Annotated in this window: 24 protein-coding genes; 3 read left to right on the forward strand and 21 right to left on the reverse strand. The window is 66.8% G+C overall.

Annotation, left to right across the window (positions count from 1 at the left end):
- Positions 1-173: 173 nt before the first annotated feature.
- The 7 genes from PCK14_RS12555 to PCK14_RS12585 form a co-directional block, all read right to left on the reverse strand.
- A complete protein-coding gene (locus PCK14_RS12555; RefSeq protein ID WP_269938842.1) occupies positions 174-677 on the reverse strand; it encodes a DUF3145 domain-containing protein in 504 nt (167 codons plus the stop codon).
- Positions 678-894: 217 nt separating this feature from the next.
- On the reverse strand, positions 895-1,830 hold the full coding sequence (locus tag PCK14_RS12560) for a tyrosine recombinase XerC (RefSeq protein ID WP_269938843.1): 936 nt from the start codon (positions 1,828-1,830) through the stop codon (positions 895-897).
- A gap of 64 nt (positions 1,831-1,894) precedes the next feature.
- On the reverse strand, positions 1,895-2,929 hold the full coding sequence (locus PCK14_RS12565; RefSeq protein ID WP_269938844.1) for an LCP family protein: 1,035 nt from the start codon (positions 2,927-2,929) through the stop codon (positions 1,895-1,897).
- Between the two features lie 99 nt (positions 2,930-3,028).
- Positions 3,029-4,300 carry a DNA-processing protein DprA gene (locus tag PCK14_RS12570; RefSeq protein WP_442864717.1) on the reverse strand — a complete coding sequence of 424 codons (1,272 nt, stop codon included), beginning with the start codon at positions 4,298-4,300 and terminating at the stop codon, positions 3,029-3,031.
- A gap of 5 nt (positions 4,301-4,305) precedes the next feature.
- Complete coding sequence (locus PCK14_RS12575; protein ID WP_269938845.1) at positions 4,306-5,859, reverse strand: YifB family Mg chelatase-like AAA ATPase; 1,554 nt, start codon at positions 5,857-5,859, stop codon at positions 4,306-4,308.
- Positions 5,859-6,215, reverse strand: a complete 357-nt coding sequence (locus PCK14_RS12580) for a YraN family protein (protein ID WP_269938846.1) — start codon at positions 6,213-6,215, stop codon at positions 5,859-5,861. Before PCK14_RS12580 ends, PCK14_RS12575 begins: the two co-directional genes overlap by 1 nt.
- A 185-nt stretch (positions 6,216-6,400) precedes the next feature.
- The gene (locus tag PCK14_RS12585; protein WP_269938847.1) at positions 6,401-7,045 is read right to left on the reverse strand and encodes an NAD(P)-dependent oxidoreductase; all 645 of its coding nucleotides are present in this window, start codon (positions 7,043-7,045) and stop codon (positions 6,401-6,403) included.
- A 141-nt stretch (positions 7,046-7,186) separates the two neighbouring features.
- Between PCK14_RS12585 and PCK14_RS12590 the strand changes: the two genes are divergently transcribed.
- Positions 7,187-7,573: a winged helix-turn-helix transcriptional regulator gene (locus PCK14_RS12590; RefSeq protein ID WP_269938848.1), complete on the forward strand. Its 387-nt coding sequence runs from the start codon at positions 7,187-7,189 to the stop codon at positions 7,571-7,573.
- Between the two features lie 77 nt (positions 7,574-7,650).
- Here the strand turns inward: PCK14_RS12590 and PCK14_RS12595 are convergent, their stop codons facing one another.
- The 13 genes from PCK14_RS12595 to PCK14_RS12655 all read right to left on the reverse strand — a co-directional run bounded on the left by PCK14_RS12595 (position 7,651) and on the right by PCK14_RS12655 (position 16,123).
- On the reverse strand, positions 7,651-7,983 hold the full coding sequence (locus tag PCK14_RS12595; protein WP_269938849.1) for a DUF2469 domain-containing protein: 333 nt from the start codon (positions 7,981-7,983) through the stop codon (positions 7,651-7,653).
- Between the two features lie 54 nt (positions 7,984-8,037).
- Positions 8,038-8,703: a ribonuclease HII gene (locus PCK14_RS12600; protein WP_269938850.1), complete on the reverse strand. Its 666-nt coding sequence runs from the start codon at positions 8,701-8,703 to the stop codon at positions 8,038-8,040.
- Positions 8,703-9,602 (reverse strand): signal peptidase I, encoded by a 900-nt coding sequence (gene lepB, locus PCK14_RS12605; RefSeq protein ID WP_269938851.1) that lies wholly within the window; start codon positions 9,600-9,602, stop codon positions 8,703-8,705. Before lepB (PCK14_RS12605) ends, PCK14_RS12600 begins: the two co-directional genes overlap by 1 nt.
- A gap of 76 nt (positions 9,603-9,678) precedes the next feature.
- Complete coding sequence (lepB, locus tag PCK14_RS12610; RefSeq protein ID WP_269938852.1) at positions 9,679-10,338, reverse strand: signal peptidase I; 660 nt, start codon at positions 10,336-10,338, stop codon at positions 9,679-9,681.
- A 17-nt stretch (positions 10,339-10,355) separates the two neighbouring features.
- Entirely contained in the window at positions 10,356-10,715 is a 360-nt protein-coding gene (gene rplS / locus PCK14_RS12615; RefSeq protein ID WP_269938853.1) for a 50S ribosomal protein L19, read from the reverse strand.
- Between the two features lie 211 nt (positions 10,716-10,926).
- Positions 10,927-11,727: a tRNA (guanosine(37)-N1)-methyltransferase TrmD gene (gene trmD, locus PCK14_RS12620; protein WP_269938854.1), complete on the reverse strand. Its 801-nt coding sequence runs from the start codon at positions 11,725-11,727 to the stop codon at positions 10,927-10,929.
- A complete protein-coding gene (gene rimM, locus PCK14_RS12625; RefSeq protein ID WP_269938855.1) occupies positions 11,727-12,329 on the reverse strand; it encodes a ribosome maturation factor RimM in 603 nt (200 codons plus the stop codon). Before rimM ends, trmD begins: the two co-directional genes overlap by 1 nt.
- Before the next feature lie 144 nt (positions 12,330-12,473).
- Positions 12,474-12,716: an RNA-binding protein gene (locus PCK14_RS12630; RefSeq protein ID WP_269938856.1), complete on the reverse strand. Its 243-nt coding sequence runs from the start codon at positions 12,714-12,716 to the stop codon at positions 12,474-12,476.
- Position 12,717: 1 nt separating this feature from the next.
- Complete coding sequence (gene rpsP, locus PCK14_RS12635) at positions 12,718-13,125, reverse strand: 30S ribosomal protein S16 (RefSeq protein WP_269938857.1); 408 nt, start codon at positions 13,123-13,125, stop codon at positions 12,718-12,720.
- Between the two features lie 305 nt (positions 13,126-13,430).
- The gene (locus PCK14_RS12640; RefSeq protein WP_269938858.1) at positions 13,431-13,883 is read right to left on the reverse strand and encodes a hypothetical protein; all 453 of its coding nucleotides are present in this window, start codon (positions 13,881-13,883) and stop codon (positions 13,431-13,433) included.
- 71 nt (positions 13,884-13,954) lie between these two features.
- Positions 13,955-14,836 carry a VOC family protein gene (locus PCK14_RS12645; RefSeq protein WP_269938859.1) on the reverse strand — a complete coding sequence of 294 codons (882 nt, stop codon included), beginning with the start codon at positions 14,834-14,836 and terminating at the stop codon, positions 13,955-13,957.
- Between the two features lie 57 nt (positions 14,837-14,893).
- Entirely contained in the window at positions 14,894-15,406 is a 513-nt protein-coding gene (locus PCK14_RS12650; protein WP_269938860.1) for a GNAT family N-acetyltransferase, read from the reverse strand.
- Between the two features lie 9 nt (positions 15,407-15,415).
- On the reverse strand, positions 15,416-16,123 hold the full coding sequence (locus PCK14_RS12655; RefSeq protein WP_269938861.1) for an alpha/beta fold hydrolase: 708 nt from the start codon (positions 16,121-16,123) through the stop codon (positions 15,416-15,418).
- Between the two features lie 121 nt (positions 16,124-16,244).
- Between PCK14_RS12655 and PCK14_RS12660 the strand changes: the two genes are divergently transcribed.
- Positions 16,245-16,643 carry a hypothetical protein gene (locus PCK14_RS12660; RefSeq protein WP_269938862.1) on the forward strand — a complete coding sequence of 133 codons (399 nt, stop codon included), beginning with the start codon at positions 16,245-16,247 and terminating at the stop codon, positions 16,641-16,643.
- Between the two features lie 113 nt (positions 16,644-16,756).
- Here the strand turns inward: PCK14_RS12660 and ffh are convergent, their stop codons facing one another.
- Positions 16,757-18,331 carry a signal recognition particle protein gene (gene ffh / locus PCK14_RS12665; RefSeq protein WP_269938863.1) on the reverse strand — a complete coding sequence of 525 codons (1,575 nt, stop codon included), beginning with the start codon at positions 18,329-18,331 and terminating at the stop codon, positions 16,757-16,759.
- Between the two features lie 416 nt (positions 18,332-18,747).
- On the opposite strand from ffh, the gene PCK14_RS12670 reads away from it, so the two are divergent.
- The gene (locus PCK14_RS12670) at positions 18,748-20,157 is read left to right on the forward strand and encodes a glucose-6-phosphate dehydrogenase (protein WP_269938865.1); all 1,410 of its coding nucleotides are present in this window, start codon (positions 18,748-18,750) and stop codon (positions 20,155-20,157) included.
- The last annotated feature ends 81 nt before the right edge of the window (positions 20,158-20,238 follow it).

Consider the following 20,238-nt stretch of genomic DNA (forward strand, 5'->3'; position numbering starts at 1 on the left):
CGTCGCCCAACAACTCAACGGCCGACCACGTAAAACGCTCGGCTGGAATACACCAGCCGAGCGCCTACGCGACATACTATTGACAGCCTAACCACCAGTCGTGTTGCAACGACCCCCAGAATCCGCCTTGGTGGGCGCCGCCGTCGTTCTTTGCTTTTGAAATCTGGCCTTGGCTAGCCCACGTGGTGGAGCCAGCGCACGGGCGCACCGGCGGCCGCGTGGCGGAAGGGCTCGAGTTCCTCATCCCAGGCCTCGCCCAGGGCCAGCGAGAGCTCCTGGTAGACGGCGGAGGGGTCGCCCTTGCCGGACTCGTACGCGTAACGGATGCGGTCCTCGGAGACCATGATGTTGCCGTGTACGTCCGTCACGGCATGAAAGATGCCCAGTTCGGGTGTGTGGGACCAGCGGGACCCGTCCACGCCGGCGCTGGGGTCCTCGGTGACCTCGTAGCGCACATTGGCCCAGCCGCGCAGTGCCGAGGCAAGCCGGGCGCCCGTGCCTGCAGGGCCGCGCCAGCCAAGTTCGGTGCGCAGCACATTGGGCGCCGCGGGCTGTGCAGTCCACTGCAGGTCCGTGCGCTGGTCCATTACGGCGGCAATGGACGATTCAATGTGTGGGCACATGACAGCCGGGGCTGAGTGCACAAACAAAACACCGCGCGTGGTTGCTACCTTCATTCCATCCTCCATTGCAGTAGGTGCGTCTTCCCCAACGACCTGCTGACGGGTGGAACTTTTTTCTTGCGCGGAGCCCGTGTGGACCTGCCCTGGTTGTCCGGGTTTAGTGCCCGGTCCCTTCGCTCAAACGTTTCTCATGTACTGGTTCCCCTTTATTGTGCCGTAGCCGGGCACTTTGTGCCACCGTGATGACTTTTCCCTTCGTTTCAGCCCCTGTCTAGGCCCTGGGGTGGGCCGTGCGGTAGCTGTCCCGCAGCCGCTCCACCGACACGTGGGTGTACAGCTGGGTGGTGGCAAGGGAGCTGTGGCCCAGGATTTCCTGCACGGCGCGCAGGTCGGCGCCGCCGTCCAGGAGGTGGGTTGCGGCACTGTGCCGCAGTGTGTGTGGCCCCGTCGCCGAGGTGTCGCCGAGCGTGGCCAGGACACGGTCGACGACGGTGCGCGCCGTGCGCGGGTCGATCCGGCCGCCGCGCTGGCCCAGGAACAGGGCGTTGCCGCTGTGCGGCTTGTGCAGCAGGGCCCGGCCGTTCGCCAGCCACGCGCCCAGCGCCTTCTCTGCCGGAACGCCGAAGGGCACCGTGCGTTCCTTGTTGCCCTTGCCCAACACGGTGATGGTGCGGCGTTCACGGTTAACATCGGCCAGGTCCAGGCCGGCCAGCTCCCCCACGCGGATGCCCGTGCCGTAGAGGATCTCCACCATGGCCAGGTCGCGCAGCGGCAGGGGCTCCATGGTGGCTGCGGCGGCCTGCATGTCCTCCAGCAGGCGGCCCAGTTGCTGTTGCTGCAGCACGGCCGGGAGCGACTTGTCCCGCTGGGGGGCCTTCAACCGCAGCGCGGGGTCGACGGCAATGATGTCCTCGCGCAATGCCCATGAGGTGAAGCTGCGCACCGTGGCCGCGCGGCGTGCCAGCGTTGAGCGGGCCAGCCCGGCCGCGCTCTGCTCCCCCAGCCAGCGGCGCAGGGAGGCCAGGTCCACCTCGGCCAGGGAGGTGTTGCCGTCGGCGACGGCGTGGATCAGCAGGGCGTCAATGTCGCCCCGGTAGGCGCGGATGGTGTGTTCGGAGCGGCCACGCTCGTTGCGCAGGTACCGCTCAAAGGCGTCGGCGGCATGGGCCAGTTGCGGCGGCAGGGCATTGCGTTCTTCTAGGTCCACACACCCACTGTGCGCCAGCGGCCGCCCCGGGGCAAGCTGCCCCGCCGCAGGCCGGGCATGGGGGTCACCACAGTCCGGCGGCATTCAGGTACGGGCCAAGTTGGTCTTCACGCAGGGCCGCCCCGATCGCCGCAATGGCGGCGTCGTCGCGCAACACAATTGACTGCCCGTCCGCACTTGTGCCCGTGCCCAGGGTGGGCAGGGTGAAGGAAACGACATCGGATCCGCCAATGCCGACAAGCCCCACCGCCAGCGACCCGACGGCGGCGGAGTCAAGGCTGGCGTCAACGCTGACATACGGCGACATCTCGCCCACCAGCTTGCTGACCTTGACTGGATTCGCCATGGTAGACGGCGAGAGAATCCCGTTCAGCAGCGCCTTGAGGAATATTTGCTGGTTCTTGACCCTCTGGTAGTCGCCATCCACAAAGGCGTAGCGCTCCCGGACAAAGCCCAGTGCCTGGTCGCCGTTGAGTTCTTGCGGTCCGGCGGCAAAGGTGTAGTTGCCGTGCACGCTGGTGAAGGGAACGGGCACGTCAACCACCACCCCGCCGAGGGCATCGGTGATGGCCCTGAAACCCTCAAAGTCAACGATTGCCACGTGGTCGATCCTGCTGTTGAACATGCCCTCAAGTGTCTGCACCACCAGGGGAACTCCGCCGAATGCCATGGCGGCATTGATCTTGGCCTCACCGAAGCCCGGGATGTCCACCCAGGTGTCGCGCATGATGGACATGAGGAAAAAATTCTTCCGGTCCGCCGGTATGTGGACCCACATCATGGTGTCGGAGCGCTGGTTCGAGGCGCCGCCCTGCTCGGCCGTATCCAGGGGGTCGCCCCTGCTGTCGCTGCCCAGCAGCAGAATGTTCACAGCCTGTGCCGCGGGCCCCTCGGTGGGCTTGGGTGGGCGAACGGATTCCTGCGGAAAGGCACTCGGGATGGTCTGGGTCTTGGTGTCAAAGCTGCGGGCCAGGCTGGCCACAAACAAGACGCTGAAGATTGCGGCCACAACCACCAAGCCCAAGGCAGCGAGCAGCACGTTCCTGGCCACGTTGGGCCTGCGCCGCCGTGGGACAGCATTGTCCAGTTGCCCGCTCATGGGCCCATACTGCCACCACCGCCGGGCCCTGTCAGCGCCCCGGCCGCAACCTAACCGGGTTGTGGCCACAGCCAGCGCCGCAACCGGCCCGGGGAGCTACTAGGGGGCGCCCCGCTTCCAGCCGCCGGCCAGCCGTTCTGCCAATCCCAGGGCCTCCAGCCGGCCCAGGCCAGACAGCACGGTGGGGGCGCTGAGCCCGGCGACCACGCACAACTTTTCCAGGGTGGTTGCCGTGCGCAGCGGCAGGGCATCCAGCAGCAACAGGTCCGAGGTGCCGAGCCCGTCGTGCAGGGCGGTTTCGGCCACCGGCTCGCTGTGGAGGTGCTCGCCCATGCCACCGGCCAGCTCCGCGATGTCGGCTGCGTCGGTCACGCACACCGCGGCGCCTTCCTTCAGCAGCCTGTGGCAGCCGGCGGAGTTGGCCGAATACACGGACCCCGGCACTGCCCCCACCAGCCGGCTGAGCTGCTCGGCGTGGTGGGCCGTGTTGAGAGCGCCGGAGCGCCAGCGGGCTTCCACCACCACGGTGATCGAGCACAGGGCGGCGATGAGCCTGTTGCGCTGCAGGAAACGGTAGCGGGTGGGGTTGGTGCCGGGCGGGACCTCCGCCAGGATGAGCCCGCGGGCTGCAACGGCGCGCAGCAGGTCCTCGTTCCCGGACGGGTAGAACCTGTCCACTCCCCCGGCCATGACCGCGATGGTTGGCGGCGGCCCGCCGTCCGCGGCCTGACCTGCCGCCCCGGTGAAGCCCTGCATGGCTGTGGCGGTGCCGAGGGCGCCGCGGTGGGCGTGGGCATCGATGCCATAGGCCCCTCCGCTGACCACGGTGAAACCGCGCTGCACGAGGGAACTCGCCGCCTCGGCTGCCACGTTGGCGCCGTAGCTTGTGCTGTCCCGTGATCCCACCACGGCAACGCATTGCGCCTGCGCGGGCACGGCCAATGACCGGCCCCTGAACCACAGGGCCAACGGGGCAGCCAGTTGCAGGTCATCCAGGGCCACCGGCCAAGCGGGATCCTCCGGAAGCAGCAGTCCCCCGCCGAGCCTTCTGGCCGTATCCAGGTCCCGCCGGGGTGCGACGTCCGCGAGCCGCGGCCGCCACCGGCCCAGGGCGTCGGCCAGGCCCGGCCACCGTTCCGTGCCGGCCGTGTTCAAGATTTCCGTGACCTGCCGCTCCACGCCTGCATGGGTGGCGTCGCTGCTGCGGATCAACGACAGCGCTTCCTCTGGCCCCAGTGCACGGACAAGAGCCATGCCGGGGAGGTCACCCGGCTCCATGAGCCGTGTCAGTGCCGCCCGTGCCATGTGCAGCGCATCCGCCGGCACTGCCCCGTCGCTTGCCGTCTGGTCCTGCAGTCCGTGGTTGTCCATGCCGCTCACAGGCCTTCCCCTCTCTGTCGCAATGTCAGTGCCAGCCCCACGTCGTCGGCGCCGGGGCGCTCCCGTCCCTGAAGGTCCGCCACGGTCCAGGCCAGGCGCAGGACGCGGTCGTAGCCGCGCGCGCTGAGCACGCCGGTTCCCATGGCCCGGTCAAGCAACGCCGTGCAGTGCCCGGGGAGTTTCAGCGGCCCGCGCAGGATGCGGCCCGTCAAGTCAGCGTTGTGCCTTAGCCCCCAGTCCTTGAGGCGTTCCCCGGCAAGGCTGCGTGCCGCCTGCACCCGGGCAGCCACCTGCGCGCTGGATTCCCCCGGCACGGCATCCGCCAATTGGGCCAGCTGCACCTTGTTGACCTGCAGCTGGATGTCCACGCGGTCCAGCAGCGGCCCGGACAGCCGGCCGAAGTACCTGCGCCGGGCCATTGGAGTGCATTCACAGTGGATGCCCTTCCCCGTGGCCTTGCCGCAGGGGCACGGATTGGCAGCCATGACCAGCTGGAACCGGGCCGGATAGGCCGCGGTTCCGGCCGATCTGTGCAGCACAAGTTCACCGCTCTCCAGCGGTTGCCGCAGCGCGTCGAGGACGCGCTTGTCGAATTCCGGGGCCTCGTCCAGGAACAGGACGCCGCGGTGGGCCCGGGTGGCCGCGCCGGGGCGTGGGATGCCGCTTCCGCCGCCGATGATGGCTGCCGAGCTGGCCGAGTGGTGTGGCCGCTCGTAGGGCGGACGCCGGATGAGCTCCAGCAGGCCGTTGCGGCGGTTCTCCAGCGAGTGGATGGCCGTGACTTCCATGGCCTCGGCGTCATTGAGGTCGGGCAGCAGGCTCGGGAGCCGCTCGGCCAGCATCGTCTTTCCCGAGCCGGGCGGCCCCACCATCATGAGGTGGTGTCCACCGGCCGCGGCGATCTCAAGCGCCAGCCGAGCAACCGGCTGGCCCGCCACCTCGGACAAGTCCGCCGGCGGCTGGCCCGTGTCCGCGGCCTCCCCACGCTTTCCCGCGACTCGATCGGCCCCGCCCCCGCCCTCCGGGTGCACCAGCTCCTTGGGATCCGCGTCGAAATCCACGGCCACCTGGGCCAGGCAGTCGTAGGCGCGCACCTTGGCACCGGTGACAAGCTGGGCCTCGGCGAGGTTTCCGGCAGCGACCACGAATTCGGTGTGCCCGGCCGCGACCGCCGCCATGACCGCCGGGAGGACTCCGCGCACGGGCCGCAGCCGGCCATCGAGCCCGAGCTCGGCGATGAAGACTGTCCCCTGCGTGCGGCGCACATTTCCGGCGGCATTGAGCGCCGCCATGACAATGGCCAGGTCAAAGCCTGAGCCCTTCTTGGGCAGGGAGGCTGGCACCAGGTTCACCGTGATCTTGCGCCGGCTCAGCGGAATGCCCGAATTCTGGGCTGCGGAGCGTATCCGCTCACGAGCCTCGGACAGGGAAGCGTCGGGAAGGCCCAGCAGGATGAAGTTGGGCAGCGTCTGGCCAATGTCGGCCTCGACCTCCACCACATGCCCGTTCAGCCCCACAAGCGCCACCGCCAGGGCCCGCCCCATGCCCATCAGGCCACCCCCTTGAGATGGTCGATGTGCGGCGGTTCCGACCTGCCCATGATGACGCCCACCGCGTCGATCCGCAGCGAACCAATCACCTGTTGGTGCTCCCTGGCCCACAGCACCGCCAGGGTGCGCAGCCGCAGCAGCTTGGCCCGGGTCAACGCCTCCAGCGGATCCCCGTAGCGGCGGGAACGGCGCGTCTTGACCTCAACAATGACCAGTTCCGCCCCGTCCAGGGCCACCAGGTCAATCTCCCCACTGGCGCACCGCCAATTGCTGTCAATGACGCGGATGCCCTTCTCCTCCAAAAAGTCCGCCGCAACCCGTTCACCGCTCTGGCCCAATGCATCTTTAGCTCTCATGGCTGCCTCCACCACCAGCATCCACCAGCCCGCCCGCCGCCGGGCCAGAGCACCCGGAAATGTGGACAGCCAGCACGATGGCACCACCTGTGGAGGAAACACGGGAACCAGGGAGCCCGGGGCCGGTCAACAAAAAGTGCCCGCCCGGAACTATCCGGACGGGCACCCTCTCGTGGCTGTGGGGCTCAGTAGGCCACGGTGAAGCGCTGGCGGCGGTGTGCCGGCGTCTCAATTTCGTCCACAATGGCCGTGGCGAGGTCCGCACCGGAGATGTTGGAGTTGCCCTCGTCGTCCGTCAACAAAATGTCGCCACCCACGCGGAACTGGCCGGTGGCCTCGCCGGGAACCCAGGCGCCGAATGAGGCCGCCGGGCTGACGTAGAACCAGTCCAGGACCTCATCACTGGCCTTGAGGGCTTCAAGCAGGGCCTGGCCGGTGCGTGCCTCGGGCAGGATCTCCTCGGGGAATCCGCCGGCGTCCATGAGCGCGGGGCCGCCGGGGGCCACGAGCAGCGATGCGGCCCCGCCCACCACGCCCAGGCGGACGCCGGAATCCTTGGCCAGTTCAGCCAAAGCGTCAAGGACGCCCTCCACCTTGCCCACCATGTCCCCGCGCGGGGACAGCGACGCGATCACCACGTCGGCACCGGCAACGGCGTCCGCCAACACGGCCGGGTCCAGCACGGAACCGGCCTGGTAGTCGGCGCCTGAAACGGCATCCTCCGGGAGCGTGCGGCTGTAGGAGGTCACCTGGTGGCCGCGCTTGACCGCTTCACGGACGATGTTTGAGCCTGCGTACCCGGTGCCGCCCAATACCTTGATTGTTGCCATGGTGTTCTCCCTTTTTTCGTGGCTGCGCGCCACACGTGGATTCGAGTTACTAAAAGAGAGTAACATACCAATAGAGAGTTAGAAGCCCATGGAAAGTAACATTGCTAAACTTTCAGGTAAATCCAACGCTAGGAAGAGGACATGAACCAGCCCGAATGGAACCCCTACGACCGCAACTGCCCCTCCCGGGCAGTCCTGGACAGGCTGGGCGACCGCTGGGCTGTCCTGGTGGTCGGCGCCCTGTCCGCAGGTCCCCTGCGCTTCAAGGAGCTGGCCACGGCCGTTGATGGCGTGTCGCAGAAAATGCTGACCCAGACGCTGCGCGGCCTTGAGCGCGACGGTCTCCTGACCCGCACCAGCCAGGCCACGATCCCGCCGCGCGTGGACTACCAGCTCACGGAGGCCGGCGTCGCCGCAGCTGTGCCCATGGAGGCCCTGGTGGAATGGGCCAAGGCAAGCATGCCCAATGTCATTGCGTCCCGGGAGCGGTACGACGCCCTCCACGAGCCGGCGGAAGCGCGCTCCTAACCACAGCAAAAGGCAGGGGCCGACGCCGGAACAAAAGTTCCGCCGTCGACCCCTGCCTTGGTGTGGCTGGGTGGGCGTCAGCCCAGGGTGCCGAGTTGGCCGTCCTTGGGGATCTGCAGGTCGTCGGTCTTGATGAGTTCCTCGACGTTGACGTCCTTGAAGGTGATGACCCGGACGTTCTTGACGAATCGGGCGGTGCGGTACACGTCCCACACCCAGGCGTCCTGCAGCGTCAAGTCGAAGTAGACCTCGCCGTCCGCGGAACGGGCCTGCAGGTCAACATGGTTCGCCAGGTAGAAACGCCGCTCGGTCTCCACCACGTAGCTGAACAAATTCACCACGTCACGGTATTCGCGGTAGAGCTGCAGCTCCATGTCTGTTTCGTAGTTTTCCAGGTCCTCTGCGCTCATGTCTCCATCATCCACCACGCAGGGCCGGGATGCCCAAACGGCGCAGCGGCAGTGCTAGATCAGGCGCCAGCTCTTGCGGTGGTGGTCCGTGGGACCCAGTTCGGCGATGGCGGCCCGGTGGGCGACGGTGCCGTAGCCCATGTTGGCGTCCCAGCCGAACGCCGGGAACTGGGCGGCAAGCCCGGACATGATGCCGTCGCGCTCCACCTTGGCCAGGACACTGGCTGCCGCCACGGACAGGCAGGTCATGTCGGCCTTGATGCGTGTCTGGATGCGCCACGGCGCGGGCGGGCCTGCCGCAGCCTCGCCAAACAAGTCCGGCTGTGCCGGAACGGAAAGCCAGTCCTGGTTGCCGTCGAGGATCACGAAATCGGGCATCAGGACTGCGGCGGCCTGTTCCATGGCGCGGTTTCCGGCCAGGCGCAGGGCCCCGACAATGCCGAAGGAGTCGATCTCGTGGGCCTCTGCGTGCCCCACGGCGCTGGCGTCAGCCCAGTCCTGGATGGCGGGCACCAGGGCCTCGCGCACGGGCACGCGCAGCAGCTTGCTGTCCTTCACGCCGGGAAGCTCCGTGGCGGTGCTGGCGTGGATGATGACGATGCCGACGCTGACGGGCCCGGCGAGGGCGCCGCGGCCCACCTCGTCGGCGCCTGCCACCAAAAGGTAACCCTGCGCCGCGAGTTCGCGCTCCCAGTCAAGCGTTGGCGGGGCGGCCGCCACTACTTGCCCGCCGATGCGTGCTGCCCGGAGGACACGCTGGCGCTCTTGGGCGCCGGAACGTCCTTGAACACATCCGGGTAGTTCCCCAGGATGCCCCAGTGCGTCACGGGCCAGGCGATGACGATGGCGCGGCCCTCAACATCGGCGATCGGCACAAAGCCGGTGTCGTCGAAGCTGTTGTGGTAGCGGGAGTCCTGGGAATTGTTGCGGTGGTCGCCCATGACCCACAGGTGGCCTTCGGGGACCGTGACCCCAAAGGACGTGTCCGACGGCGCCGCACCGGGGTACAGGTACGGCTCGTCGATGGGCTGGCCGTTGACTGTCAGCTTGCCGTCTGCGTTGCAGCAGGCCACCTTGTCCCCGGGCATGCCGATGACGCGCTTGACCAGGTGCTGCTGGGAATTGTCCGGCGCCAGGCCGATGAAGGTTGCAACCTCACCGATCCAGCTCACGGGGTTGTCGCTGGCGGGTTCCGGTGGGAGCCATCCCTGCGTGTCCTTGAAGACCACCACGTCACCGCGCTTGAGGGCAAACGGTTCCGGGACCAGCAGGTTCACAAAGATCCGGTCCTGGATCTGCAGCGTGTTCTCCATGGACCCGGACGGGATGAAGAAGGCACGGAACAGGAACGTCTTGATGAGGAAGGAAAGCACCACGGCGATGACGATGATGGTGAGCAGTTCCCGGACCCAGCCCCACGCCTGCCGGCCGAAGCGCTGGGAGGCCGACTCGTCGTCGGGCGTGCCGCCGTCGGAAGGTTCAGGAGAAGCCGGCCGGTGGTTGGCGCGGCTGAAACGCCGGGCCCGCCAGTCCTGGCGCACGCGGTCCGAACCGGGCTCCGTGGAGTCCCCCTCGGGGCGCCCTGCGCCGCCGGTGTCCCCCGGAACACTTTCTTGCATCAACTGTTGGTTTCCTTAGCAAAGTCAGGTCAAAGACGTGTGGAGCGCAGCCAGACAGCTGCGAAAAAGCCCAGGGCTACGGCAGTGCGCGGCGGCCGTTGTCAATGGCGTGGATGCGCCCCAGCGGCCAGACGGTGGCCACGGGTGAGCCGATGACCTTGGAGGTGGAAATGAGTCCGCCGCCGGGCGCGCCCAGCAGTGAGCGCGAATCCAGCGAAACGCTCCGGTGGTCACCCATAAGCCACAATTTACCCTCTGGGACCGTGACCTCGAACTTCAACTCGCTGGGCAGGTCCCCCGGATGCACATAGCCCTCCGTGACGGGCACGCCGTTGATTTCCAGCAGGCCGTCAGCTGAGCAGCACTTGACGGTGTCGCCCGCGACCCCCAGGACGCGCTTGACGTAGATGTTGTTGTTGGGCACCAGGCCCAGCCACTGCCCGACACCGGTGACGGCGTCGGCCACGGGGCCGGCGCCGGAGTTCAGGGGCGTGAAAGAGCCACGTCCGTCGAACACCACCACGTCGCCGCGCTCAATGGGGCGGGAGGCAAACTCGGTGCGGGAGACCAGAACGCGGTCGCCCGTGAGCAGCAGCGGCTCCATGGAGCCGGACGGGATGTAGTACACGTCCACCCACACATTCCGGACCAGGGCCAGGAACACGAAGATGACGGTTATCAGCAAAAAAACAAAACGCCAGCCCAGTTTCCTGGACTGGCGTTTCGCTTGAGTCAAAGTGCTTTTCCCGGGTGTTACTTGACGGGAAGGTTGTCGCGCTTTTCCTTGATCTTTGCAGCCTTGCCGCGCAGGTTGCGCATGTAGTACAGCTTGGCGCGGCGCACGTCACCCTTGGTGACAACTTCGATCTTTTCCAGGACCGGGGAGTGTACCGGGAAGGTACGCTCTACACCGACGCCGAAGGAGACCTTGCGGACCGTGAAGGTCTCGCGGATGCCATCGCCCTGGCGGCCAAGGACGAAGCCCTTGAACACCTGGACGCGGGAGCGGGTGCCTTCAATGATGTTCACGTGAACGTTGAGGGTGTCACCGGCGCGGAAGGCGGGGATGTCGCTGCGCAGGCTGGCTGCGTCAACGGAATCGAGAAGATGCATTTTTCTCACTCCAGGCAAACGCCACAGGTCATTTGCTTTGTGTCACGCTGACTGTGGACGGCGCAGGGCCAGTCACTGACAGCGAAAGAAATTGGACCGGATACCGTGAATGGATCACCGGTGTGCCGTCCTGTTGGCATACGCTCCCCCTGTGGCAGGAACGCGCCCAGGGGCACATCTGTCTATTTTGCCATACAGGGCCGGGCTGGGGCTAATCGAGTCCGTCGCGGAGCACGGCTTTTCCGTCGACGACGGCGTAGCCCAGTTCCCAGAGGACGTTCTTGTCCGCCTTGCTGAAGTTGGAGACGTCGAGCGCGTCAATGAGGTCGGGGCGGCGCTCGGAGGTGCGGCGCAGCTGGAGTTCCTTGCGGAACTTGGCAATCTTGCCGTGGTTTCCGCTCAGCAGCACCTCGGGGACGTCGCGTCCGCGCCAGCTGGAGGGCTTGGTGTAGACGGGGTATTCCAGCAGGCCGTCCGAGTGCGATTCCTCAACGAGGGACTCGGGGTTGCCCACCACGCCGGGGATGAGGCGGCCAATGGCCTCCACCATGGCCAGCACGGCAACCTCGCCGCCGTTCAGGACGTAGTCGCCCAGGCTGACGGGGCGCACGGTGTAATCCTCGGCTGCCCACTCCAGGACGCGTTCGTCAATGCCCTCGTAGCGGCCACAGGCGAACACCAGGTGCTCCTCCTCGGCGAGCTCGTACGCCAGCGCCTGGTTGAACACCTCACCCGCGGGCGACGGGACGATCAGGGTGGGCTTGCCGCCGTCGGACACGGGGGAAGCTGCGGCGATGTCGGTCAGGGCCATGGCCCAGGGTTCGGGCTTCATGACCATGCCGGCGCCGCCGCCGTAGGGGGTGTCATCGACCGTGCGGTGGCGGTCTGCCGTGTAGCTGCGGAGGTCGTGGACTTCCAGTTTCAGCAGGCCCTCGGTGCGGGCCTTGCCGATCAAGCTGAGGTCCAGCGGCGCCAGGTATTCCGGGAAGATGCTGACTACGTCAAAGCGCATTACTTGGCGCTTCCTTCCGAACCATCGGCATCGTCGGTGTCTTCAATGACAGCGCCGGGAACCTGGGCCGGGACGCCGGTTTCATCGCTCGCGGTGACTTCCTTGTTGACAGTGAACAGGCCGGCCGGCGGGGTGAGCAGCACGTAGCCGTCCTCGATGTTGACCTCGGGGACGATCTCGTCGACGAAGGGCACCAGGACCTCATCGCCCTCGTTATCCTCGACCAGGAGCAGGTCCTGGACGGCCTGGGTGCGCAGACCGGTGACCTTGCCAACCACCTGGGTGCCGACGCGGACTTCCAGGCCCAGCAGTTCGTGCTCGTACCAGGCGTCGTCGTCCTCGTCGTCGTCGGACTCAAAGAACAGGGTAGCTCCGCGCAGCAGTTCCGCGTCGTTGCGGGTGTTGGTGCCTTCGAAGCCCAGCAGCAGGATGTCCTTGTTCCAGCGCGAGCTGCGCACGGTCAGGGTGCCCAACTTGGCCGGCTCGGCGGCGAACTCGGTGCCGACGGCGAAACGGGAATCGGGGGCGTCGGTGAGGACCAGGGCCGTCACCTCACCGCGAATGCCGTGGGGCTTGCCAATCCGTGCTACCTGGACCTGCATGGGGACTCCTACTGTGTTGTAAAAAAAGATGTGGGGAAAATAGTTTGGCCCCGCCACCATTATGGTGCCGGGGCCAAACATTTGGCTTTACTGCTGAAATCTTTGTCCGGGCTGCTGTTGGCTGCTCGGACTCAACGGCTCAGGTCAGCGGCGGCGGTCTGTGTCGACAACGTCAACACGCACCGGTTCGCCGTTGGCCAGTGCTGCAACCACTGTGCGCAATGCGCGGGCGGTGCGGCCCTGGCGGCCAATGACCCGGCCAAGATCGTCTTGATGAACGCGCACTTCGAGGGATTCCCCGCGGCGGTTGTTCTTGACGCTCACCTTGACGTCGTCGGGAGAGTCAACTATCCCTCGGACAAGGTGCTCCAGCGCTTCAGCCAGCAAGCTACTCAGCCTCGGTGCTCTCGGGGGCCTCGTCCGCGTCGGCCTTCTTGGCCTTCTTGGTGATGGCTTCCTTCACAACAACGTTGGTGGCTTCGGGAGCGACGAAGGCAGCCTTGGGCGCCTTGGTCTTCAAGGTGCCTTCGGCGCCCTTGATGCCCTTGAACTTCTGCCAGTCACCGGTGATGCGCAGGATCTTTGCGACGGGCTCGGACGGCTGTGCGCCGACGGAGAGCCAGTACTGTGCGCGGTCGGTGTCGACCTCGATGAAGGAGGGCTGCTCGGTCGGGTGGTACTTGCCGATCTCCTCGATGGCACGGCCATCGCGCTTTGAGTGCGAGTCCATGACGACGATGCGGTAGTACGGTGCGCGCATTTTACCAAAGCGCTTAAGGCGAATCTTAACGGCCACTTTTGTGGTTACTCCTGGTTCGAAAAAGGGGCGAACTCCGTTTCACGCTCCCGTGGGGCGGGCCGATCTGCGGATTTCTAAGGACAGGACCATCACGCGGAGAGAGGGGCCACGTGGATCGAGTACCCGTCCATTATGCCAGATTAACAATGCTGCGCGCGACACACTGCGGCAGGGGCGCGTCGTGAACTTCCCCACGCGCGGCCCGCCCCAACAAAAAATGATCCCGATCCCACCAAATGAGCCCGGGATTCCTGGATCATTTGGCGGGATCGGGATCATTTCCCAAAAACCGCTGGCCGCACCTACTCGGCAGAGTAGAAGAACAGCCCCATCTTGGCGTTGTCCTCGGCGGCGGCCAGTGCGGCGGCCGACATGGCCGTCAGGGCACGCAGCAGCGGCTCGGTGACCTCGGGCGTGGATTCCATTTCCTCGGCGGCGGCCCATTCGGCGGCCAGGTCAACAACGTCCTCGGGGTCTTCCGGGGCGTCGAGCTCGGCAAACACCTCAAGCAGGGCGTCCGGGACCGCGAACAGGCTGTCCAGCTCAATGTCCACGAGGCTCAGTTCCGCTGCCACGCCGGTTGCGTGGACCTTGCGGACGGCAAATGCGCCCAGAACTTCAATCTCAAAGTCGCTCAGGCCCGGTGTGGGCAGGACGGGAACATCGATGGCCGGTGACTTCCCGGCCATGCGGGCCTTGGCACGCGCCACGGCCTGGTGGTGGTCGGCGATGAAGAACTCTGAGTAATTGGCCACGCATAAGCCTTTCAAGTTGGCGGGCCGGACCTTGTGGACCGGCGGTCCGGGCCGGGGCCCGGGCGCAACCGCTAGGCGGACTGCACAGGATCAACACTAACGCGGATCCTGTTGTTCCACGGATCGTCGAAGCTGATCTCGGCGCCGGTGTCGGCAACGGCCAGGCCGGCGTGCGCCAACCGCTCGCGGAGGGCCCCGACGTCGTCGGCCCCGGGCACCTTGATGAGCACCTCACCGAGCCCCAGGGTGTCCTTGCGGGGGCCGGCGCCGCGGCTGTTCCACACGTTCATGGCCATGTGATGGTGGTAGCCGCCGGCGGCCACGAAGAGTGCCTGGCCGTGGAAGCTGGAGGTCTTCTCGAAGCCCAGGGTGTCCACGTAGAACTTTTCCGCCGTCGCCACGTCGCCCACCTGCAGGTGGACGTGGCCAATGCCGGCGTCGGTGGCGCGCTGCTCCGCCACAGACTCCTCGGTCAGGTGCTGCTGGAGGTAGTGCTGGGGCGAAAGGGCCAGCGAATCCATCGCCACCTCGCCGCCATTCCAGCTCCAGGAATCGCGGGGGCGGTCCCAGTAGAGCTCGATGCCGTTGCCCTCGGGGTCGGTGAAGTAGAAGGCCTCGGAGACCAGGTGGTCGGCGCTGCCGGCGAAGGCGCGGGGATCGTACTGGGCGGCCGTGGCAACGGTCGCGGCAAGGGCGGACTGGTCATTGAACAGCAGCGCCGTGTGGAACAGGCCGGCCTCGCCGCGGCCGGGGATCTGCAGCCCGCCGGCAGGCTTCAGGTGGACCAGCGGGGTGGTGCCGCGCCCCAGGTACTGGCCGCCGTCGGCTTCGCCCACAACATCGAGGCCAAGCGCCTTCTGGTAATAGTCGGCCATCTTTGTCATGTCCCCCACCTTGAGCATCACGGTGCCCATGCTGAGGTCGGCGGAAAGCAGGTCTTGAGTGGCGTTCATGGTGTCTCCAAGGTTCGGTTGTAGTCTCATGATAGCAAAACTACTTGAAGCTTCAAGTTATTCCCCTGCGGGCAGTTCCGCCCTCATGGCGATCCGGCGGCCTGCCTTGTCCAGGCCCAGCTCGATTTCCCCGCGGCGGATGTCCCGGATTTCAGGGCCCCAGTCCGCCTCGGCCAGCTCCGTGAAGCCGGCACTGGCATAGAAGGGCGCGTTGAACGGCACGTCGGCGAACGTGGTCAAGGTCATGGAATGGAAGCCTGCCTCGCGCGCCCAGGCCTTGGCGGCGTGCAGCAGGGCCCGCCCAATCCCCTGCCGGGCAAGCTCCGGGCTAACGGCAATTTGTTCCAGGTGGGCCTGGCCGTCCACGAGTTCCAGGCGCACAAACGCCGCCGGTGGCCGGCCGGCCACCATGATGTGGAAGGCCGCGGCAAACTCGGCGGCCGTTGCCGGGGGCGGGAAGTCGGCCGTGGCCATGGGCGGCACCAGCGCCTCAAAGGCGGTATCGGCCTCCGCCTCGATGGCCGGCAGGAGCCCAAACTCGCTCAGGGCCGCCGGACGTATTTCAAGCATGCACAAAGACTAGCTGCCGACCTCGGAATTGGCGCCGGCGCCGGCGATGAATTCCGCAATGAGCGCCGCCCCGGCCGCCGTGTCATGGGGACGGTGCCCGTCGCGGTGGATCACATGCCTGGCTCCCGTGGTGGACAGGTACTGGGCCACTTCTTCGTACAGGGGTTCCCAGCCACCCGTGATGACCAGGGTGGACACACCGGGAATGATGTGCAGCGGTGCGCCGGTGGACCTGGCCTGCAGCCTGGCCCGGGCCGCCCGCCGCCCCTGCGGCTCGTGGTTGGGCGAGGCCGTCACTGCCATGAGGGTGTTGAATTCGGCAAGGAAAGCCGCATCGGGCAGCTCATCGGCCCGCTCCAGCAGGTGCTGCAGCCGGCCCAGGTACGCGGCAGTGGCGGGCAGTTCGGCGGTCAGGGACAGCAGCAGCGGCTCCACCAGGACGAGGGAGCGGACCAGGTCAGGGCGCTGCACCGCCGCCATGACGGCAGGAACTGCGCCCTGGGCGTGCGCCACCACGTGGCCGCCTGTACCCAGGGCGTCAATCACAATGCGTGCGTCGGCGGCAAAGTCGGTTGCGGCAGGGGGTTCCACGGCGTCGAATCCGGTGCGCTTGAGGAACAGGCAGTCGTAGTTGCCGGCCAGGAGGTGCTGGGCCGGCCAGGCTGCCGCGCCGTAGCCGTCCATGCCGTGCACAAATACGATCCTGGTTTTGCTCATGCTGGCAGGTTACCGGAACCAGGCGACATTGCCGCCACTGGGCCCTGGACAGGCCGGCCACCCACCGGGGTTGCGGGTGGATGGCATTCCCGCCACGGGGGCCGCTGGCTACCATGGCCACATGACCCGTTTTGTGCTTGACCCCGCTGCCTTGGTGCAGCTTGCCGAAAGTGGCAACCCCGTGGACCCCGCCCACCAATTGGTGGCACCGAACTCGCTCCGATCCCTGGCACTGGGGCTCCTGCTGTCCCGGGTCCGGGCCGGCAAACTTGGCGAGGCCGCCGCCCTGGAACTTCACGAGCGCATGACGGGGCAAAGGATCAGGCTGCTGGGTGACCGCGTGTCCCGGCGCACGGCGTGGCGTTTGGCACGCGAGCACGGCTGGGACACCCTGCACGACGCCGAGTACGTGGCCGTCGCGCTGCTCCAGGCCGATGCACTGATCGCGGCCGGCCCCGGCCTCGCCGCCAAGGCTGCGGGAATAGTCCCTCTGGCTCCCCTGTCGGCGCTGCGGCAATAGCACCGGGCCGCGGCGCGCCTGTCCCCCAGCGGCGCAAAGGCGAGCGGGCGCGCAAAAGGCCCCGTCCGGCGTCGTCAATCAACGGCGCGGAACGGGGCCTCTCGGCATGAAAACTACTTGCCCAGGAACTTCTCGAAGCCCTTGGGCAGGTTCAGGCTGCTGGGGTCAAAGTCCTCGGCGCCGGCACCAAAGGCGGCGCCCGTGGGCAGCGCCCGGGGCGCATTGGCCTTCTCCTGCGCGGCCTTCAGCTCGGCAGCGGCCTTGGCCGGGTTGCCGGAGCGTGCCTTCTTCTTGGCGCCCTGCTTGCCCTTGCGGGCGCTGTTGAAGCCGCCGGGGCCGGCCACGCCGGGCATGCCCGGGATGCCGCCGCCCTGGGCCAGCTTCTTCATCATCTTCTGGGCCTGGCTGAAGCGCTCCAGCAGGCCGTTGACCTCGGAAACATGCACGCCGGAACCCTTGGCGATGCGGGCGCGGCGGGAACCGTTGATGATCTTCGGGGCGACGCGCTCGTGCGGGGTCATGGAGCGGACAATCGCCTCGACGCGGTCGATCTCCTTCTCATCGAAGTTCTCCAGCTGCTGGCGCATGCCTGCGGCGCCGGGCATCATCATGAGCATCTTCTTCATGGAGCCCATTTTGCGGATCTGCTGCATCTGGGACAGGAAGTCATCCAGGGTGAAGTCTTCCTGGTCGGCGAACTTCTTCGCCATCCGCTCGGCTTCGCCCTTGTCCCAGTTCTTTTCAGCCTGCTCGATGAGCGTCAGGACGTCGCCCATGTCCAGGATGCGGCTGGCCATGCGGTCCGGGTGGAACAGCTCGAAGTCATCCAGGGCTTCGCCCGTGGAGGCGAACATGACAGGCTTGCCGGTGATGGAGGCCACCGAGAGGGCGGCACCACCGCGGGCGTCGCCGTCAAGCTTGGTCAGCACCACGCCGGTGAAGTTCACGCCCTCGTTGAACGCCTGGGCCGTGTTGACGGCGTCCTGGCCGATCATGGCGTCAATGACAAAGAGGACTTCGTCAGGGTTGATGGCGGCGCGGATGTCCGCGGCCTGCTTCATCAGTTCGGCGTCGATGCCGAGGCGGCCGGCGGTGTCGACGATGACGACGTCGTGCAGCTTGGACTTGGCCTCGGCCAGGCCGGCCATGGCGACGGCCACGGGATCGCCGGTGGCGGCCTCAAACTCGCTGCTGACGCCGGGGTGCGGGGCGAAGACGGGAACGCCGGCGCGCTCACCGTTGACCTGCAGCTGCTTGACGGCGTTGGGGCGCTGGAGGTCGGCCGCCACCAGGAGGGGGCTGTGGCCCTGGCCCTTGAGCCACTTGGACAGCTTTCCGGCGAGCGTGGTCTTACCGGCACCCTGGAGGCCGGCCAGCATGATGACGGTGGGCGGGTTCTTGGCCAGGTTGATGCGGCGGGTTTCCCCGCCGAGGATGGCAACAAGTTCCTCGTTGACGATCTTGACGATCTGCTGCGCCGGGTTCAGCGCCTCATTGACCTCGGCGCCGAGGGCGCGTTCGCGGACCTTGGCGGTGAATTCGCGCACCACGGGCACGGCGACATCGGCATCAAGAAGGGCGCGGCGGATCTCGCGCACCGTGGCATCGACATCGGCTTCGCTCAGCCTGCCCTTGCCCCGGAGGTTCTTGAAAGTTGCTGTCAACCGATCAGATAGGGAGTTGAACACGCGCCGCGCACTTCTTTCATCTGGGATCACCAACGCCCGCGCGGCCAGGGTTCAAGACCTGGCCGCGCATGGGACGCGGCAATTTACGTTAGTCAGGATGAGACCGGCAGGACGGGCTTTTGGCCGCGTCCCACTCCCTTTCCTGAGGGACTCAACTATCAAGGGTACCAACTGCGGAGCCCCTTCGCTGCACACGGCACCCAGTCTTGCCAGTGCACGGCCCATAGTTTGTCCTCTCCAAAAACTTACCGGCACAGATGGACTGTGTCCACAAAATGACGTGCCGTTGGTGGCATGCTGGACACGTGAGCAAAACCACTTCCTCCCCGCGCCCCGAGTCCACCAAGAGTTCCCCCAAGACTTCCCCCAAGCACGACGCCGGGTCCCCGGCTCCTGCGGCGGGTGCCAGTGCGCGAATCAAGACTCTCGTCATCCTGGGGGCCTCGGGGGACCTCACCGGAAGGCTGCTTTTGCCGGGCGTGGCGCGGCTGATTGCCTCGGGCCGTGCGCCCGGACTGTCACTGGTGGGGGCCGGCAGCGACGACTGGTCCGCCGGGCGGTGGCAGGAACGCCTGGACGGCAGCTTTGCCGACGCGCTGGCGCCCGGCGGCGCGTCAACAAAGGAAGGCATCGCCGAGCTCAAGGCCGTGCAGGCCGGCAGCAGCTACCACCAGCTGGACGTGACGGCCAAGGGGGCGTTGGGCACTTTCCTGCAGGGCGTCCAGGGGCCTGTTGCCCTGTACTTTGCACTCCCGCCTGCCGTGAGCCAGAAGGCGTGCGAGATCCTGGCCAAGAAGGACCTGCCGCCCGGCACCCGCCTGGTCATGGAGAAGCCGTTCGGGTCCAGCGCCGAATCGGCCAGGGCCTTGAACGCCACGCTCGCACGGCTGGTGCCGGAAAACCACATCCACCGCGTGGACCACTTCCTGGGCAAGTCAACGGTGCTCAACGTCATGGGGCTGCGCTTTGCCAACCGGCTGCTGGAGCATTCCTGGAACAGCGAGCACGTGGAAAAGGTGGAAATTGTCTTTGACGAGCCGCTGACGCTGGAAAACCGGGCCCGCTACTATGACCACGCCGGCGCCGGGCGCGACATGATCCAGAGCCACCTGCTGCAAATCATGGCCATCATGGCCATGGAACCGCCCGCCACACTGGGCGAGCAGGACGTGCGGGACAACATTGCCTCGGTGCTGCGCGCGGCAACCATTGGCCCCGGGGCTGCCGGCGCCGCCACGGACTTGGCCGCCCACACCCGCCGGGCCCGCTACACCGAGGGAACCATCGGGGACCGGAAGGTGCCCAACTACCTGGACGAGGAGGGCGTTGACCCGGCGAACGGCACGGAGACGCTGGCCGAGGTTGAGGTCCACGTCAACAACTGGCGCTGGGCCGGGGTGCCGTTCATCCTGCGCTCGGGCAAGGCATTGGGCCGCGCCCGCAAGGAAGCCGTGGTCACGTTCAAGCCCGTCCCGCACCTGCCCGGCGGCTTCAAGGGCACCGACTCCCCCACCCGCCTGCACATTGGCTTCGGCCCGGAAACCCTTTCCCTCGACTTGGACGTCAACGGCCCAGGGGATCTGTTCAGCCTGGACCGTGTGCAATTGCAGGCCGTGCTGGCCAGCGACCCACTGCTGCCCTACGGTGAAGTGCTCGACGGCGTGCTCAGCGCCGATCCGCTGCTCTCGGTCCGTGGCGACACAGCCGAGGAGTGCTGGCGCATTGTGGAGACCGCCTTTGCCGCCTGGAAGTCCGGGGAGGTTCCCATGGAGGAATATCCCGCCGGCTCCACCGGCCCGCAGGGTTGGACCACGAGCAACGACTAAACGCAGCCGTGGCCTCGCAGTTGTGGGCCCCCCAAACACCGTTTGGGGGCCCAACCGGGGGTTATGCCCATAGCCGGGGGA

Source organism: Arthrobacter sp. HY1533 (assembly GCF_027568515.1).
Classification (GTDB): domain Bacteria; phylum Actinomycetota; class Actinomycetes; order Actinomycetales; family Micrococcaceae; genus Specibacter.

Excerpts from the sequence above, each read along its gene's own strand:
- PCK14_RS12555 (WP_269938842.1), bottom strand. The coding sequence starts at position 677 with ATGAAGGTAGCAACCACGCGCGGTGTTTTGTTTGTGCACTCAGCCCCG.
- PCK14_RS12565 (WP_269938844.1), bottom strand. The coding sequence starts at position 2,929 with ATGAGCGGGCAACTGGACAATGCTGTCCCACGGCGGCGCAGGCCCAAC.
- PCK14_RS12570 (WP_442864717.1), bottom strand. The coding sequence starts at position 4,300 with ATGGACAACCACGGACTGCAGGACCAGACGGCAAGCGACGGGGCAGTG.
- PCK14_RS12575 (WP_269938845.1), bottom strand. The coding sequence starts at position 5,859 with ATGGGCATGGGGCGGGCCCTGGCGGTGGCGCTTGTGGGGCTGAACGGG.
- PCK14_RS12580 (WP_269938846.1), bottom strand. The coding sequence starts at position 6,215 with ATGAGAGCTAAAGATGCATTGGGCCAGAGCGGTGAACGGGTTGCGGCG.
- PCK14_RS12585 (WP_269938847.1), bottom strand. The coding sequence starts at position 7,045 with ATGGCAACAATCAAGGTATTGGGCGGCACCGGGTACGCAGGCTCAAAC.
- PCK14_RS12590 (WP_269938848.1), top strand. The coding sequence starts at position 7,187 with ATGAACCAGCCCGAATGGAACCCCTACGACCGCAACTGCCCCTCCCGG.
- PCK14_RS12595 (WP_269938849.1), bottom strand. The coding sequence starts at position 7,983 with ATGAGCGCAGAGGACCTGGAAAACTACGAAACAGACATGGAGCTGCAG.
- lepB (WP_269938851.1), bottom strand. The coding sequence starts at position 9,602 with ATGCAAGAAAGTGTTCCGGGGGACACCGGCGGCGCAGGGCGCCCCGAG.
- rplS (WP_269938853.1), bottom strand. The coding sequence starts at position 10,715 with ATGCATCTTCTCGATTCCGTTGACGCAGCCAGCCTGCGCAGCGACATC.
- trmD (WP_269938854.1), bottom strand. The coding sequence starts at position 11,727 with ATGCGCTTTGACGTAGTCAGCATCTTCCCGGAATACCTGGCGCCGCTG.
- rimM (WP_269938855.1), bottom strand. The coding sequence starts at position 12,329 with ATGCAGGTCCAGGTAGCACGGATTGGCAAGCCCCACGGCATTCGCGGT.
- PCK14_RS12645 (WP_269938859.1), bottom strand. The coding sequence starts at position 14,836 with ATGAACGCCACTCAAGACCTGCTTTCCGCCGACCTCAGCATGGGCACC.
- PCK14_RS12650 (WP_269938860.1), bottom strand. The coding sequence starts at position 15,406 with ATGCTTGAAATACGTCCGGCGGCCCTGAGCGAGTTTGGGCTCCTGCCG.
- PCK14_RS12655 (WP_269938861.1), bottom strand. The coding sequence starts at position 16,123 with ATGAGCAAAACCAGGATCGTATTTGTGCACGGCATGGACGGCTACGGC.
- PCK14_RS12660 (WP_269938862.1), top strand. The coding sequence starts at position 16,245 with ATGACCCGTTTTGTGCTTGACCCCGCTGCCTTGGTGCAGCTTGCCGAA.